The sequence below is a fragment of the Rariglobus hedericola genome, from assembly GCF_007559335.1.
Classification (GTDB): Bacteria; Verrucomicrobiota; Verrucomicrobiia; order Opitutales; family Opitutaceae; genus Rariglobus; species Rariglobus hedericola.
In genome coordinates this window covers 391,665-408,518 of the sequence record NZ_VMBG01000002.1, presented here as the reverse complement: position 1 = coordinate 408,518, position 16,854 = coordinate 391,665, and the positions used below count along the sequence as shown (strand labels likewise).

Annotated in this window: 13 protein-coding genes; 10 read left to right on the top strand and 3 right to left on the bottom strand. The window is 63.1% G+C overall.

The window, feature by feature from the left end; translation table 11 throughout:
• Nucleotides 1–19 precede the first annotated feature (19 nt).
• Nucleotides 20–1,756, bottom strand: coding sequence for a methyl-accepting chemotaxis protein (locus FPL22_RS18120; protein WP_144230656.1), 1,737 nt, complete (start codon nucleotides 1,754–1,756; stop codon nucleotides 20–22).
• A 454-nt stretch (nucleotides 1,757–2,210) separates the two neighbouring features.
• Between FPL22_RS18120 and FPL22_RS12015 the strand changes: the two genes are divergently transcribed.
• From FPL22_RS12015 to FPL22_RS11990, 6 genes are all read left to right on the top strand, one after another.
• On the top strand, nucleotides 2,211–2,876 hold the full coding sequence (locus tag FPL22_RS12015; RefSeq protein ID WP_144230654.1) for a vWA domain-containing protein: 666 nt from the start codon (nucleotides 2,211–2,213) through the stop codon (nucleotides 2,874–2,876).
• A 53-nt stretch (nucleotides 2,877–2,929) separates the two neighbouring features.
• Nucleotides 2,930–3,679, top strand: a complete 750-nt coding sequence (locus tag FPL22_RS12010; protein WP_144230653.1) for a hypothetical protein — start codon at nucleotides 2,930–2,932, stop codon at nucleotides 3,677–3,679.
• Nucleotides 3,680–3,787: 108 nt separating this feature from the next.
• On the top strand, nucleotides 3,788–5,437 hold the full coding sequence (locus FPL22_RS18115) for a phosphate ABC transporter substrate-binding/OmpA family protein (RefSeq protein ID WP_144230651.1): 1,650 nt from the start codon (nucleotides 3,788–3,790) through the stop codon (nucleotides 5,435–5,437).
• A gap of 15 nt (nucleotides 5,438–5,452) precedes the next feature.
• On the top strand, nucleotides 5,453–6,373 hold the full coding sequence (locus tag FPL22_RS12000) for a coiled-coil domain-containing protein (protein ID WP_144230649.1): 921 nt from the start codon (nucleotides 5,453–5,455) through the stop codon (nucleotides 6,371–6,373).
• Nucleotides 6,374–6,412: 39 nt separating this feature from the next.
• Nucleotides 6,413–6,835 carry a hypothetical protein gene (locus FPL22_RS11995; protein WP_144230647.1) on the top strand — a complete coding sequence of 141 codons (423 nt, stop codon included), beginning with the start codon at nucleotides 6,413–6,415 and terminating at the stop codon, nucleotides 6,833–6,835.
• Nucleotides 6,836–6,910: 75 nt separating this feature from the next.
• Nucleotides 6,911–8,689: an ATP-binding protein gene (locus FPL22_RS11990; protein WP_144230645.1), complete on the top strand. Its 1,779-nt coding sequence runs from the start codon at nucleotides 6,911–6,913 to the stop codon at nucleotides 8,687–8,689.
• Nucleotides 8,690–8,692: 3 nt separating this feature from the next.
• Here the strand turns inward: FPL22_RS11990 and FPL22_RS11985 are convergent, their stop codons facing one another.
• Both FPL22_RS11985 and FPL22_RS11980 read right to left on the bottom strand, forming a co-directional pair.
• On the bottom strand, nucleotides 8,693–11,800 hold the full coding sequence (locus FPL22_RS11985; protein WP_144230643.1) for a PAS domain S-box protein: 3,108 nt from the start codon (nucleotides 11,798–11,800) through the stop codon (nucleotides 8,693–8,695).
• Between the two features lie 83 nt (nucleotides 11,801–11,883).
• On the bottom strand, nucleotides 11,884–12,621 hold the full coding sequence (locus tag FPL22_RS11980; protein ID WP_238991403.1) for a sugar phosphate isomerase/epimerase family protein: 738 nt from the start codon (nucleotides 12,619–12,621) through the stop codon (nucleotides 11,884–11,886).
• A gap of 124 nt (nucleotides 12,622–12,745) precedes the next feature.
• Here FPL22_RS11980 and FPL22_RS11975 point away from each other — a divergent pair, with 124 nt between their 5' ends.
• The 4 genes from FPL22_RS11975 to FPL22_RS11960 are packed head-to-tail and all read left to right on the top strand — an operon-like array spanning nucleotide 12,746 to nucleotide 16,849.
• On the top strand, nucleotides 12,746–13,054 hold the full coding sequence (locus tag FPL22_RS11975) for a hypothetical protein (RefSeq protein WP_238991402.1): 309 nt from the start codon (nucleotides 12,746–12,748) through the stop codon (nucleotides 13,052–13,054).
• A gap of 9 nt (nucleotides 13,055–13,063) precedes the next feature.
• Nucleotides 13,064–15,232, top strand: a complete 2,169-nt coding sequence (locus FPL22_RS11970; RefSeq protein ID WP_144230639.1) for a multicopper oxidase family protein — start codon at nucleotides 13,064–13,066, stop codon at nucleotides 15,230–15,232.
• A gap of 4 nt (nucleotides 15,233–15,236) precedes the next feature.
• The gene (locus FPL22_RS11965; protein ID WP_144230637.1) at nucleotides 15,237–15,494 is read left to right on the top strand and encodes an eL24 family ribosomal protein; all 258 of its coding nucleotides are present in this window, start codon (nucleotides 15,237–15,239) and stop codon (nucleotides 15,492–15,494) included.
• 59 nt (nucleotides 15,495–15,553) lie between these two features.
• Entirely contained in the window at nucleotides 15,554–16,849 is a 1,296-nt protein-coding gene (locus FPL22_RS11960) for a cellulase family glycosylhydrolase (protein WP_144230635.1), read from the top strand.
• Nucleotides 16,850–16,854 lie beyond the last annotated feature (5 nt).

Genomic DNA, 16,854 nt, shown 5'->3' with positions numbered 1-16,854 from the left:
GTTGCGGCGGGAACCTGGTTCAGCCGCGAAGCTTGAAGCGGGCGACGCCGTTTTGGAGGTCGCGGGCCGCCTCGTTGAGATGCCCGATTGCGATGCTGGAACTGCGCAGGGATTCCGCCGTTTGCTGCGCCGATTCACTGAGCTGCAAAAGCGCCTCGGTGATCTGCTGCGCACCGGTGGACTGCGATTGCATGCCTTCGTTGACCGCCTCGAAACGCGGCGTCAGGGCCTGCACCTGCTGGATGATCTGCGTGAGTTGCGCGCCGACCTGGCGCACTTCATCCACACCGCGCCGCACCTCTTCGGAGAATTTATCCATGCCCATCACGCCGGCCGAAACCGCCGACTGCATTTCCTTCACCATCTGTTCGATGTCATAGGTGGCGACCGCGGTCTGGTCGGCGAGACGGCGTATTTCCGTGGCAACTACCGCGAAGCCCAGGCCGTATTCGCCGGCTTTCTCGGCTTCAATCGCGGCGTTGAGCGAGAGCAGGTTCGTCTGGTCGGCGACCTTGGTGATCGTGGTGACGACCGCGTTGATGTTGGTGGCTTTCTCATTCAGCACCGCGAGCTTTCCAGAGATCGTGCCCGAGGCGTCCATGATGTTGCGCATGGTTCCTTCCATCCGACCGAGTCCGCTCTGGCCGTTGCCGGCCAGTTGCGCGGTTTCCTCGGCCACGCGGTTGACCTCGCTGACGGTGCGCACGAGTTCCTTCGAGGTGGCGGAAATCTCACGCGACGTGGCGCCGATCTCGGTCGTGGTCGCGGCGATTTCCGTCGCGGTGGCCTGCTGCTGTTTCGAAGTCGCCGCGATCTCCGTGGCGGAGGTGTTGACCTGCAAACCGGCGCGCTGCACGGCGCCGACCAGCTGGGATAATTTATCGATCATCTGATGGTGCGCGTTGCCAAATTTATCGGAGGCGGACTGCGGCGTGACGGTCACGCTGAGATCACCCTGGGCGATGCGCGTGTTCACGGCGGCGACCTCGGCGAGCACCTTGCCCATGCGCGTAAAGCTGCGCGAGAGCTGACCGACCTCGTCACTGCGGCCGGCGGCGGACGACAATTCGACCGTCGGATCACCCGATGCGATCTGCTCGGCGGCATGCGTAATCCTGGCCAGAGGACGGGCGATACCGCGCGCCACCAGCAGTCCGACGATCAATAAAATGACGCCGGCAATCGGCGTGCCCGCGAGGATGATTAAATTCACACGGCGCGCATCCGCTTCGGCGCGCAGCGAACGCACCGCCAGCAACTCCAGCTCGGTGTTGCGCAGCTCGGCGGAGAGCGCGCGCACTTTGTCCATGATCTGCTTCCCGGTGCCTTTCAGGAAAAGCGCCATGGCCGCGTCCATGCCGTCGTTGCGACGCAAGGAAATCGATTCGGCGAGCACCTTCATTTTATCATCCGCGAGCACTTCCAAGCGGGCGATGCGGGCCTGTTGCTCGGGATTATCCTTGGTGAGCTCGGCCAGTTTCGCGATGGAGGCGGAGACTTGTCCGACCGCCACTTTGTAAGGCTCCAGATACGTTTCTTGTCCGGATAACACATAGCCGCGCTGGCTCGTCTCGGCATTCACGATCTCCAGTTCGATCTGCTCGATCTGGCCGATGACCTGATAGGTGTGAGTCCGGATGGCCGCGGCCGACAACAACTCCCGCACGCCGAGAAACGCGCCGACTCCGATCAACGCCAGCAACAGCAAGGCGAGCAGATAACCGAGCAGGATTTTTTTACCGATGGACCAAATCATGTGTGTGAGTGTTGGGCTTGTGCCCGGACCAAAAAGAGGGTGCTCCAGCACCTTATTCACTCGGCCAAACACCCTGTAGGGTCAAAGGCAAACACCCCATCTGAGGTAACCCACCCAGACGGCCGCGCACAGGGAAACCCGTGCATAGCCCCTCCATCCGTCGGGAAACACCTCTTCACTCCACGTTTTGATCCTTTTGGTTGGTTGGCAGGACGACTTCGGCAACACCATGGCAACAGCCGCAAAACCGCCCAGGAAATTCGTATCAAATAATCAACTACATCCGCCCCGATTACATCCTCAAAAACGGGCGGGGCTTTGTGCGCTTTTTCCACGAAGGACGAAAACCCGCCTGTAATTATAATTTCATGCAACGCACGGAGCTGCTACAACATCCGCCGTGTCCACCTCCAACTCCCCGTGTCGGCGCCGTCTGCTTCAAGGCGCACGATTCTTGATAATCTTCACCGCGTTTATTTCGGCTGCCGCCCAGGCAGCTACGCCCGCCGATGTCGCCCTCGCCGTTGTTTACGACACCTCCGGCAGCATGAAGACTCCCATTCGGGCACAGGACGGTCGTCTCGCCGCCAAGCACGTCATCGCCAAGCGCGCGTTCGGGCTCGTGATCGACCGCCTCGAACGCTTCACCCAGCCCTCGGCCGGTCAACCCGCCAAACGCCTTGATCTCGGCGTCGTCATCTTCGACGGCGTCCGCACCCGCATGGCGCTGCCGCTCGGTCCATTTCAAGCCGACGCCGCCCGCAGCTGGCTCGCAGCTCTTCCCGCGCCGGACAGCGGCACCCCGCTGGGTGACGCCATGCTGGCCGCGGGCCGGGTCCTGCAAGTCACTCCCGCCGCCAGCAAACATCTCCTCGTCATCACCGATGGTGAAAATACCACGGGCTCCACGCCCCTGGCCGCCCTCAAGGCACTGGAGAAACAAACCAACGGCCAGGATCAGCCGATTTTCGTCCACATCATCGCCCTCGACATCCCGCCCGAGGTTTTTGCCTCACTTCAGAAAGCCGGCGCCACCCTCATCGGAGCCGCCGATGAAAAACAACTGCAAAGCCAGCTCGATTTTATTCTCGAAAACCAGATTCTCGTCGAAGCGCCCTAAGCTCAGCCGCCTCTCCTCACCTTTAATCCGCCAGCCCTCAACACCACACCACTATGTTTCGCGCCTTCAAACGTCTCTTTATCTGGCTCGGTCTCGCCGCTGAAAAAGCCACCGAAACCGACGCCATCAACCAAGCCGTTGTCGAACGCGGCATCCGCGATGCCAAGGCCAAAGCCGACAAGGCCCACTACGCCAACGGACAACTCGCCGGCCAGATCGCCCTCCTCAAAGACCAGATCAAGCGCCAGGAACGCCAGCGCACCGACACCCAAGGCTTCCTTCAAGCCGCCGCCGCTTCCAACGACGAGGTCAACGGCATCCACTACGCCGAGGAACTCGCCGCGCTCGATCACGATCTCGCAGAAAACAAATCACAGCTCACCAGCCTCGAAGACCTCTACCAGCAGAACACCCAGATCATCGCCAACAGCCTGCGTGAAATCCAAAAGTTCCAGCGCGAGTTCGAAACCGTGAAGGTCAAGGTCGCCGTCGGGCGCAACCTCGAGCAGCTCGCCGGCCTCATGAAGGGTTCCATCGGCGAACTCCAGGGCATGATGGGCGACGAAATGGGCCAATCCATGCAGCAACTCCGCCAGTCCGCCGCCGGCGGCGAAGGCCAGATGCGCGCCACCCTCGACCTCGCCAAGGAAATGGGCTCCTCCATCCAGCGCCAGCAAGAGATGAAACGCGCCCGCGGCTCCCTTCTCTTCAAAGAATACCAGCAGAAGATGGGCATGGCCCAGCCCCAGGCCACCACACCGCAAGCAGAAGCCCCCGCCCGCCAGAAAATCGCTGAATCCTGATTCGTCCGCTTCGTAGCGGGGAGCGCCAGCGACTGATCCGTTTTCGCGGCCGCTCCCCCGCCTCGTTCTCATTCTCACCCTACTCCTTTTCCTCCGCCTCTCCCTCCCATGACCCTTCGCGGCAAACTAGTCTTCACCATCCTCATCCTCTGCATCGCCGGCCTCGGCACCTACAAGTGGTGGGATAAACTCATCCCCTCCGCTTCGTCCGCGGCGGCTAACGCCTCACCCGCCGCCGCCACCAACATTGACGAAGCCGAGTTTGTCGCCGCCCTCGACACGTGCCCGATTCTCCCTCCCGCCGCCGCCTACATCCTCAAGGACAACACCGTTGACCTCGAACTCAGCGAATACGCGGGCTACGCCGGCATCATCGTTGCCAACGGCGGTCTCGAGCCGTCCGAAAACTCCTTCTTCTTCAAGAAGCACGGCTTCAAGGTGCGCATCAAACTCAGCGAGGAAGAGAGCTGGCCCGCGCTCAACACAGGTCGCATCGCCGCCTCCGCCACCACCGTCGATGTGATCACCGCCCATTGCCGCAACTTCGCCGTCACTGCTCCCGTGCAGATCGGTTTCTCCCGTGGCGCCGACGGTCTCGTCGTCCGCAAAGAGATCCGCCGCATCAACGACCTCAAGGGCAAGACCCTCGTCACCGCCCAGTTCACCGAAGCCGATTTCTTCATCCGCTATCTTACTCAAGAGGCCGGCATCGGCGTGAACCTCCTCAAGTCCCCCACCGATCGTCCCGATCCCGAAAAGGTCAACTTGCTCTTCGCCGAAGACGCCTTCGCCGCCGGTGATCTCTTCCTCAAAGACCTGAAGGACGGCGGTAAACTTCTCGCCGGTTGCATCACTTGGGCCCCGAAGACCACCGAGGTCGTCGACGCCAGCGCCGGCGCGGCCACGCTCCTCACCACCAACAAGAATCTCCTGATTATCGCCGACATTCTTGTCCTCAACAAAGGCTTCGCCCAAGCCAATCCCAAGATCGTCGCCGGTCTCGTCGAAGGCACGCTCGAGGGCAACCGCCTCGTGCGCGACCAACCCGCCGCCCACCTCGACACTATCGCCCGCGCCTTCAAATGGAGCAAAGAAGACGCCCGCGACGAGTTAACCAAAGTCCATCTCTCCAACCTTCCCGAGAATCTCGCCTTCTTCTCCGGCTCCATCGATTCCGCCGGCAGCTTCAGCGGCATCTTCTCCTCCGCCCTCCTCGCCTACGGTTCGCTCATTGACCAGCCGACCGATGCCGAGCGCTACATGGATGTCTCCTACCTGACTGCTCTCAAGGCCTCCGGCGCCTTCGCCGGCCAGCAGATTTCCATCTCGCCCATCCGCAGCTCCGCCGCCGGCGCGCTCGAGGGCGATCCGCTCCTCACGAAAGACATCCGGTTCCTCTTCCAGCCCAATTCGTCCAATCTCGAAATGGGTAACATGGAGAACATGGCCAACCTCGACTCCATCCGCCGGCTCCTCCAGGTCAGCCCCGGTTCGACCATCCTGCTGCGCGGTCACGTGGACAACGCCTTGGTTGAAAAATTCCGCCAGCAGGGCGGCGACGCTTTCGTCCGCCAGATGTCTCTCAAGGCGATGGAACTCTCCAAGCTCCGGGCCAACGAAATCCGCCGCGTGTTGATCGAGAAGCTCGCCGTCACCCCCACCCGCCTCGAAACCATCGGTCGCGGCTGGGAAGAGCCCTCCGGCACCGACGCCGAGAAGAATCGCCGCGTCGAGGTCCAGTGGTTCACCGTCGAGTAAACTTGGCCAACGCCCTTGACCGACACTCCGCCCAACTACCGCCGGCTCTTCTGGAAGAGCCGCGACCATCTCTGGCTCGCCGTGCTCACGCTCGGCCTGGGGTTCGCCACCGGCGAGCCCCTCGGCCTGCTGGTGGGCGGCGTGCTCTACGCTCTCGGTCACGTCTATCTGCCCGACTCCGCCCGCTTCCGCAAAAAAATCGACGCCCGACGCCTCGCTGCCGACAACGCCGCCTCCTCCGAACGCGAACGCGCGTTCGAAGCCCAGCGCACCCAGCTCCTCGCTTCCCTTTCCGCCGAACGCCGCCGCCATCACCAGTCGCTCGTCGCCGTCTGCAAAGACATCACCGCCGCATCCGCCGAAAACTCCTCCGGCGATCTCACTCTCTCGCTCGATACCCGCCTGCGCAAACTCGACGAACTCCTCTGGACTTACCTGCGCCTGCAAACCATCGAGCAGTCCCTCGAAGTTTACCTCGAAACCGAACGCCGCGAACAACTCCCTCAAGCCGAGGAAGCCGCCGCCCGCGAAATCTCTGCGCTCGAAGCCGAGATCGCCGCCTCGCCCGCCAGCCCTTCGCTCGAAACCCGTCGCAAGCTCCTCGCCTCGCGTCGCGATCGTCTCGACGCCCTCCGCCAGCGCATCGCCCGCATCGCGCAAGCTCGCGCCAACCTCGATCTCGCTTTGTCCGAACAAGAGCGCCTCGTCGAACAGGCCAAGCTCATCCGAGCCGACGCCGTCGCCCACAAAAACGCCGAGTCCCTCGGCGCGCGTATCGACATCAGCATCGAACACCTCGCCGAAACCAACCGCTGGCTCTCCGAGCTCTCCGAATTCAAAGACCTCACCGGCCAACTCCCCGCCCTCCCCGCCGGCGCGATGGTCACTCCGTCCGCCACCGCCACCCGCCAGCCCGAACCACCCCTCTCATCGTAGGCCGCGAGCTCGCTCGCGCTCCGATCCCCAGCCCTTCACATGCCACATCTGCTTACGGGATTAACCCAAGAATCCGCGGAAGAACGCATGGCAGCTCTGATCGCCGCAAATGTGCCAGCCAAGCTGAGGTATCTTTCCAACGGAAATCGTGCGAGCGACTCCAAGTATGCTATCTTTGTCGAATACGATGATCTTAAGGAGGCGCAACGGGTCCTCGGTTTGGATTTCAATGCGACCGACGATGAAGCGTTCGAAGATCCTGACGACGCCGACTCTTTGTCTCAGTGCCCACGCTGCGGAACGCGAAAAATCAGCTACCCGGACGAACCGTTCGTCTGGATCGTGTTGTTCTCGCTGCCACTGCTGATGCTGCCTGCTTTGGGCTGGATGATTTGGAAATCAACGCATGGTTCTAAAAAATCCTGTCAATCGTGCCTCCACACTTGGAGGAGCAAACCGTAAGCCGCTGGACCTACATTATTGTTTTAAGAGCACACACCCGCAACCCGCTCCAAGCTCATCGCCCCTTTCCATACCATGTCCGCCAGCCCGATCTCCCACCGCGCCGCACTCCCCACTTGGGCCACCGAACTTGCCCGCCTCTGGAATAGCGGCGCCCACAGTCTTTTTCTACTCCACGGCAACATCCACGATCTCTTCCCCGTCGCCGCCGCGCCCAAACCCACCTACGCCGCCCTCGGTCCGTATCTCTCGCAGCGTCTCTTCCCCACCCGCGCCCACCTGCTCCATTACGATCTCGGCGCCGGCCTCACCTTCGCCACGCCCGCGATGCAGACCCGTTTCTTCGAGTGGCTTAAAATCTACGACGAGGTCGAGAACACCACCTTCCACCGCGACGGACCACCGCGTGTATTCGTTCACCTGCTACCGGTTCTCCGGCGTTTCTTCCTGCGCATGGCCGAGGAAACCGGCGAGAACCGCGGTGTCACCCTCGTCGTCAACTTTGCCGAAAAACTCGTCCCCGCCTCCGAGGAAAACCAGGCCGCCCACGACGAACGCGTCGCCCTCGTCACCTTGCTCTCCTGGGCCGCCTCGCCCGAACTGCACCACGGCGATGTCGGCGTGATCCTCGTCACCGAGACGATCTCCGAACTTCACGGGGACCTTCTGCAAAATCCGCACGTCGCCCGCGTGCGCATCGATCTGCCTGTCCTCGACGAGCGCGCCGCCTTCCTCGGCTCCGGCTGGCTCGACCGCCACACCGACGGCAAAACCCTCGCCGCCCAAAGCGATCTCCCCACCGACGACCTCGCGCGCCGCACCTCCGGCCTCCCGCTCCTGCGCATCGAGCAACTCCTCGCCACCGCCCTGCGCAACGACCAGCGCATCACCGCCTCCTACGTCAGCGCCGGCAAACGCACCCTCATTGAAGATTACTGCGGCGACCTCGTTAAATTCAAAGACCCCAAGGTCGGCCGCTCCCTCGACGACGTCGCCACCCACGTCGCCGCCAAAACCCGTCTGCGCGAACTCGCCTGGCTCATCCGCGAGGGCAAACACGCCGTGCTCGAACGCGGCGTGCTCGTCCCCGGCCGCATCGGCGTCGGCAAGTCCTACCTCATCGATTGCTTCGCCAGCGAATGCGGACTCCCCGTCCTCGAGCTCGGCCAGTTCCGCTCCAAATGGGTCGGCGAAACCGAGCGCCAGCAGGCACGCATTCTCCTCACCATCCGCGCACTGGGGCCCGTGATTGTCGTCGTGGACGAAGCCGACGCCGTCTTCGGCAACCGCAGCGCCGATGGAGACAGCGGCGTGTCGAGCCGCGTGTTCGCCGCCTTCGCCGCGCACCTCGGCGATTCCTCCCTCCGCGGACGCGAGCTGTGGATCGCCATGACTTCGCGCCCCGACTTGATGGCCATCGACCTCAAGCGCCAGGGCCGCTTCGGCCTCTGCGTGCCGCTCTTCCCCGCGCAAAACCCCGACGAGATCGTCGAGCTCTTCAGCGTGATCGCACGCAGCCAGAAACTCGCGCTGGCCGAACCTCTCCTCGCCTACATCCGCGAAAAACTCGGCGGCCGTCCGCTCACCGGCAGCGATGTCGAAGCCGTCCTCGTGCGCGCCCGCGAACGCGCCGTGCTCGCCAAACGAGACGACACCCTCGAACTCGAAGACCTGCAAACCGCCGTGGACGCGTTCATCGATCCGCTCGATGAAAACCTGCTCGCTTTGCAAGAGGCCGCCGCCGTGCTCGCGTGTTCCGACCGTCGTTTTCTACCGGAGAACTATCAGACCATGGATCGCTCGGTGCTGCGCAGTGCCTACGAATCCGCCAAGCGCATGCTGCGCGCGGACTGACGGTTATTCCATATCGCCGCCTTCGAGCACGGTGCGAATCGCCTTCGCCAGATCGGTCAGGCGGTAGGGTTTGGCGACCATTCCACTGAAACCATAGGTGCGATAATTGGCCATCACCGGGTCGCTGGAGTATCCGCTCGAAACGATGCCTTTGACCATCGGGTCCAGCTTGCAGAGCTCGCTCATGGCTTCCTTGCCGCCCAAGCCACCGGGCACCGTCAGGTCCATAATCACCAGGTCATACCGCGTGCCGTTGCTCAACCCTTCGGCATACACGCGCAGCACTTCGCGACCGTCGGCCACACAGGTCACCTCAAACCCAAGGCGCCGGAGCAACGCATCGGCCATCGCGCGGATCGGCTCTTCGTCGTCCATGAACAATACCCGGCCCGTCAGGTTGTCGGGCGCGTGCGCGACCTCGGGCGCAGTCGGGCGCGCATCGGGCACCGCCGGGAGCCAGAACCGGAAGCGCGTGCCGCGGCCGATTTCGGATTCCACTTCAATGTGTCCCTGATGCTTGCGAACGATCGAGTAAACCGTCGCCAACCCCAGTCCGCTGCCCGATTGCTTCGTCGTAAAATAGGGATCGAAGATGCGCGCCAGATGCTCCGGCCGGATACCCGCACCGGTATCACTAATGACGATACACAGATAGTTACCTTCATCGAGCTGCCTCACCGCCAGCGCGTTCAGATGCTGGTTGCGCATCGAAATGTGCATGACGCCGCCCTCGGGCATGGCCTGCACGGCGTTGATCACGAGGTTCTGCACCACTTGGCCGATTTGACCTTTGTCCACTTCGGCGGTCCACAGGCCGTCTTCGATCGCGAACTCGCAACGCACCTTGGAGCCGTGCAACGCGAAGTTGGCCGCTTCCTTGACGATCTCCGGCAACCGCACCGCGGATCGCACCGGCTCGCCGCCGCGCGCAAAGGTCAGCAGTTGCTGCGTGAGATCACGCGCGCGCATCACACCGCGCTCCGCGTCCTGCAACCAGCGTCCGGCCGAGGCCATCGCCTGCGAATCGAGCGTGGCCAACGTGATGTTGCCCATCACGACGGTAAGCAGATTATTAAAATCGTGGGCGATGCCGCCGGCCAGAATGCCGACAGATTCCAGTTTCGACGCGCGCAGGATTTCGCCTTCGAGGCGGGCCCGCTCGGTCACATCGCGCAACACCAGCACCGCGCCGATCGCGTGGCTGTGCATGTCATGGATGGGAGCGCAGCGGCCTTCGATCACCCGTGGCGATCCCTGTCGGTCCAGGAGCACGGTGTTCGCGGGCAGATCAATGACTGCGTGCGAGGCCACGGCGGCCGCGGCCGGCGCGGCCACGGGCAGGCGCGTTTTTTCGTGGCGCATGACGCAGACATCTTCGAGCAGTCGGCCGATGGCGGCGTTCTCGGTCCAACCGGTCAATTCGCCGGCGGCTTCGTTCAGGAAGAGCACGCGGCCTTGCGTATCGGTGGTGATGACGCCCTCGGCCATCGCGCGGAGCGTCACAGCGAGGCGCTCGCGTTCGGCGGCCAGGGCCTCCTCGGTGCGCTTGATACCGGTCAGATCCACGAGCACGACCTGCGTCCAGGCGTAGCTCAATTCACCGCCGAGCGAGGGAACCCACCAGCGGTAGAAAACGCGGCGCGGCGTGCCGTCGAGCGCGTTGATGCGCATCTCACCTTCAATGGCGTTGCGACCTTCCCACAGCGCATGGCAGAGCGCGCGCCGGACCTTTTCCATGTCGGAGGTAAGAATACGCGGCAGGGCTTCAATCGCCTCGGTCTTGCTCGTGGCTCCAACGAGCTCCAATGTTTCGCGGTTCAAGCCTACCATCGCCGAGCCCTTGAGCGCCTCGGCAAACACCTGGGGATTCGCATCAGCGAACACATCGAATTCCGCCACGCCGTCGGCCCGCAGTTCGTCGAGCCAGGCGCGCAACCCGCGCAGATCGTATTCGATGATGGCGACCGGACAGTTCTCGAAGAGCACGCGGTAACGTTCCTCGGAAGAGCGCAGGGATTCCTCCGCGCGCTTGCGTTCATCGATGTCGGAGTGCGAGCCGACGAGACGCTGCGGTTTGCCCGCCTGATCGAAGAGCGCCATGCCGCGCGACAGGATCCACTTGTAGTTGCCGTCCTTGCACTGCATGCGGAATTCCACGCGGTAACTGGAGCGGTGGCCTTCCAGATAATCGCGCATCGCCTGCCGCACCGACGCCACGTCTTCCGGATGAATGCGCGGCCAGAATTCGTCGCGCGCATTCGTCATGTCGGACGCGGGATAACCGATGATCTCGCGCCAGCGGTCGGAGATGAATGTCTCGCCCGTCACAAAATTATACTCCCAGATACCGGCGTTGATGCCGATCACGGCAAGCCGCCAGCGGTCCTCGACATCGCGCAATTTTTCCTCGGTGGCGCGCAACACACTCAGGTCGGTGAAAGCCACTTGAACGCGTCCGTAATCCGGGCGGCCGTCTTCATGCGGCGCGCTCCAGTGCATGAGGCTGTGCCCCGCCAGGCTGTCGATGCCGCGATAGCGCAACTCGCGCGTCATCTCCGTGTCACCGGCCCAGATCGCCTGCATCTGAGCGGCGAACGTATCGAGCATCGCGGGCGTTGGCACGCCGCGGATCAAGCCCTCGTATTCCTGCACGACTTCAACGCCCGTGAGGCGGAGCACGGTGCGGTTGGCGGCGATCACGCGCACAAGATTAAACTTGGCCGCGACCAACTCGGGGTGTGCCGCGAAATGAACCGAAAGGTCGCGCACGCCTTGCTTGCGAAGTTCATCGAGCCATTTCGCGACCGCCGAAAAGTCCTGCTCCACAATCGCCACCGGCGTGTTCTCAAAAAGATTCCGCATCCGCGTCTCGGAGATGCGCAGCGCACGGGTCTGCAACGTGATCTGTCCTTGCAGGCGGAGGTTGATCCAAAACACGAGCAAACCGCCCAGTGCCATCACCACGAAGACCCAGCCGATCCACCGCACCCAGGCCTCGGCCTGCGCCGGCGCTGGTGACGCACCCGCATCTTGAGCATACAGACTGGTTGCCAGCATCGCTATGGATACGAGCACCCATCCGGTCAGACGCAGGGGAACAAGACGTTTCATGCGAGGTTACACAAAGTGCGGGAGCCAAACTTCGGCCCCGCACCTTGTCGAGGCGCAAAGCCCCCGGAGCGCGCCGGATCAGCTTACGCCAACCATTCGCGCAAAGTGGCCGCGTCGCGCAGGAACGCTTCGGGCTCATCCCCCTGCACAAACTCCAGCAATGCATACCGGTCGCCCGGCATGTCTTGGATGAGCGGCCAGAATCGCCCCCAACGTTCCGCGCCGTCCGCCAGCGGATGCTTGTCGGCCGGCGTCGGCCACCAGTGGAACACATGGATGTTACTCACGCGCGACTGCACTTCGCGCAGACCCGCCACGCACTCGTCGGTCGCCTCGCCGTTGTGCGGCTGCCAGCACGTCAGCAGATTCGGGTGATCCACCTCCACCAGCAGTTGCGCGGCGGATTCATTGGTGTCGGTCAGCGTGCCACCGTGAAACTCCGTGGATACGCTCACACCCGCCTTGGCCGCCATCGCCGCGATGCGCCGCAGGTCATGAATAATTTTCCAACGGCCCTCCTCGTCGGTCACATCCGACCCCGCCGCTCCCGGCCACACCCGGATCGTCGGTGCACCCAGCTCGATCGCCGTCTCCAGCACGCGTTCAAACGCCAGCCCGTTGCCCTCGCTCTGGCCCGCACGGTAATAACTCCCGTAAGCCGCGGTCGTGAGCCCGTGCTCCAGCGTGAGTTCACGCACTTCACGCGCCCGCGCCAGATCGCCATGCGGCACATGGATGTCGCCGCCCCACTCGATGCCCTTCAAGCCGGCCTTCTTCACCAGCGCCAAGATTTCAGCGGGGCTGAGTTTGCGAAAAGTCACGGAAACCAAACCCGGGTAAATCATGCGTGTCACCCAAACCGCTCGCGCCTCGCCCCACAATCCCAACCCGCACCTCGCTTAAATTAACCAAGGGAAACAGCGTTCACCGTCGTATCACCCTCACATGAATAAACTCTTCTTCGCCGCATCGCTGCTGGCTTTGTGTTTCGCCACCACCGTCCGCGCCGACGAAAGCCCGGCCGCCGCCGCCTACCCGCTCAAAACCTGCGTCGTGTCGGGCGACGCGCTCGGCTCCGACGACATGGGGCCGCCCATCGACTACATCCATAAGGAAGAGGGTAAACCCGACCGCCTTGTGCGCCTTTGCTGCAAGGCCTGCATCCGCACCTTCAAAAAAGACCCGGCCGCCTACCTCGCTAAGATCGACGCTGCTGCCGCCGCTACGCCCGCCACTCCCTCAGCGGCCAAGTAACGTCACGCTATGCGCGCACTGCGATTCCTCGCCTTGCTGGGCACCTCCGTGCTGCTGACCGCATCCGTCGCGCACGCGTGCAACGTGTGCGGCGGCAAGGGCAAGGCGTCGCGTTTCGCCGCCGCCGAGGCCGCGCCCAAGGCCTCGCAACTCTTCCCCAACGCTCCCGTCGTCGAATACTCCCTCGATATCGCCGAGACCACGCTTTCGCCGGCCGGCAAACTTGTTCGCGCGCTCACGCTCAACGGCTCGACACCGGGCCCCGTCCTGCGTTTTCACGAGGGCGACGTCGCCCGCATCCACGTCAACAACCGCCTCGCCCGCGAAGAAACCTCCGTCCACTGGCATGGTTTGCTCGTGCCGAATCTCGAAGACGGCGTCCCCTACCTCACCACGCCACCGATTCTCCCCGGCCAGTCCCGCACCTTCGAGTTCCACCTCAAGCAAGCCGGCACTTACTGGTATCACAGCCACACCGGCCTGCAGGAACAGCGCGGCGTTTACGGCAGCATCGTGATCGAACCCCGCACCGGCTCGCCCGCCCGCACGGATCTCCCGCGCATCGATCGCGAGGAAGTCCTCGTGCTCTCCGACTGGACCAACGAAAACCCCTCCGAGGTCATACGCAGTCTGCTGCGTCGCAGCGATTGGTATGCGCTCCGCAAGGGCACCGCCCAATCCCTGCTGGGTGCTTTCCGCGCCGGCCATCTCAAAGACTATCTCCACCGCGAACGCGCCCGCCTGCCCGCGATGGATGTTTCCGACGTCGCCTACGATGCCTTCCTCATCAACGGACGCCCGCTCCAGCACCTCGCCGCCCGGCCCGGCGAAACCATCCGCCTGCGCGTGATCAACGCTGCCGCCTCGACCTACTTCTATCTCAACTCCGCCACCGGCCCGCTCACGATCATCGCCGCCGATGGCATCGACGTGCGTCCCATCCAACAAAACCGCCTGCTCATCGGCATGGCCGAAACCTACGATGTCCTTGTCACCGTTCCCGCCGACGGCGCGTGGGAAATCCGCGCCACGTCCCAGGACAACTCCGGCCACGCCTCGCTCCTGCTCGGCGACATCGCCGCCACCGCGCCACATGTCGCACCCGCACCCGGACCGCTTGAAATCTACAGCATGGACATGGCGCTTTCCGCCATGCTCGACGACCTCGACGAATCCGGCGATCTCACCGATGCCGAGGCGCTCGCCGGTGAAGCCGACCGGCCGCTGCCGCCTTATAAACGCCTCCACGCCACCGCACCCACCACGTTGCCCGCCGGTGCTCCGGTGCGCGAACTCACGCTCAAGCTCACCGGCGACATGCAGCGCTACCTGTGGTCGCTCAACGGCCAGACCATGGCCGAGAACAGCACGATTCCCGTGAAGAAGGGCGAGGTCCTCCGTCTCGTCCTCGTCAACAACACCATGATGCACCACCCCATGCATCTGCACGGCCACTTCTTCCGCCTGCTCATGCCCGACGCGGGCGACCCCGCGTATTCACCGCTCAAGCACACCGTCGATGTCCCGCCCATGAGCCGGCGCGTGATCGAGTTCTACGCCAACGAGGACAAAGACTGGCTCCTCCACTGCCACCTGCTCTACCACATGATGAGCGGCATGGCCCGCGCCGTGAGTTACGATAACCAGGGTTCAGACCACCAGCCCGCCCTCGGCGAACACGGCATGGATCACCCGTTCTTCTGGTTCGACGGCACGCTGCAATCACAGATGAGCACCGGCCTCGCGACCCTCCAACGCGGACGCGAAAATCTGAACCTCGCCTGGGAATCGGGCTGGGGTCGCGTGGACCGCGCCGAATACGAAATCGACGCCACCTACTCCCACTATTTCAACCCGCGCTGGACCGTGTTTGGCGGCTATCGACTCACCGATATCCCCGACGGACACGACGCGGTGATCGCCGGCGCGACCTACACATTGCCCTACCTCGTCAACGCCACCGCCACGCTCCAAAGCAACGGCGACGCCCGCCTCGGCCTCGCGAAAACCATCCCGCTCACCGCCCGCCTCGGCCTGATCGTCCGCGCCGATTACGACACCGCCCAGGATTTTTCCTGGATGACCGGCCTCACCTACACGCTCACCAAACAATTCTCGCTGATCGGCAGTTACGACTCCGACTACGGCGCGGGCGCCGGTTTCTTTTTTCGCTTTTAACGTCATGATCCGCATCCCTCTCCTCATCCTGTTTATCCTGTCCATTTCCGTCTCCGCCGCGCACGCCGCCGATGCGCCCGTGAAGCCGTATCCGCTCAAAACCTGCATCGTCACGGACAACGACCTCGGCTCGATGGGCGACGAACAGCGCACCGTTTACGAGGGCCAGGAAATCAAATTCTGCTGCAAACCATGCGAGGCCCGCTTCCTCCGTAAACCCGCCAAATACCTCGAAAAACTCACGCCCGCGCCCGCCCGCTAGCCGACGCCTGGCGGCCAACATCCGGTTGCACCCGTGCCGCAAACACGGTTGATGACGGCATGCCCCTGCCCCGCCTCGCTTGTCTTGCGCTGAGCCTTCCCGCGCTCGCTTTCGCCGCTCCGACCCCGCCGCCCGTTCAACTCAAAGACTTCCTCGGAATCTGTGGCCACACCGTGCAGTTCAAGCCCGAGCTCTACACGGGCGTCACCAGCGTCGTCCGCGATTATCACCCGGTTGAATGGGATCTCGCCAACGACACCGCGACCCCCGCTCCGCTTCCGTTCGCCAAAAACAAGGTCAACTGGGACCACATCTACGGCGGTTGGAAAAAAGCCGGCATGCGCGTTCACGCCAGCCTGATGATTGAAAGTATTCCGTCCGCAAAATGGAAAAATCTCGAAGCCGATTCACGCGCCTACGGCAAAGCCTTCGCCCGGATGGCCGGCCCCGGCGGAAAAAACTGGCTTGAGGCCGTCGAGATCGGCAACGAGCCGGGCAGCTACTCCGACGCCGACTACGCCCGAACCTATGACTCGATGAGCAAGGGCATCCGCGAAGGGGACCCGAAACTCAAGATCGCCACCTGCAACGTCACCGCAGCCGCCAAGAGCGGCGGTTACGATAAACCCATCGAGCTCTTCCGTCCTTTCCTCGACCGCGTGGATATTTTCACCGTCCACACTTACGCGCAGACCGATGGCTGGCCGACGTGGCACCGCACCTTTCCCGAAGATCCCGCCACGCCGTATCTCCGCGATGTGCGCGCCGTCGTCGCGTGGCGCGATGCCCACGCCAAAGGAAAACCGGTCTGGGTCACCGAATTCGGCTGGGACTGCCCCACCAGCCTGGACGGCCGCAAAGGTGACTTCGCCAAGTGGGCGGGCAACGTCACCGACGCCGCCCAAGCCGCCTACTTGATCCGCTCGATTCCGCTTTTCCTCAACGAAGGCGTTGAGCGTGCACACATCTATTTCTTCGACGACAAAGACGAACCTATGATGCACGGCGCCGCCGGCATCCTGCGCCATGGCAAACCCAAGCCGTCGTGGTATGCGCTCCGCCAAATCCAAACTCTTCTCGGTGACGCCGTCCTCGAACGCTTGGATCACAATGCCAACCGCTACGCCGCGCGTTGGAAAAAAGCCGATGGCTCCGTGTGGCTCATGCTCTGGACCGCCGAGGCCGACCGCGATGCCACAAGTCCTGTCGTCATCCACCAACGCCCGCTTGGCGACGCGCTGCCGATGTCGCTCTCCGAAAACACAGCGGCTCCGGTGCGCATCGCGCCTGCCGGAGCCGGTGGTTGGTCCGTCCCCGTGGGGCCGCGACCGGTTTTTGTTCAGATCAATCCCTGACGAAA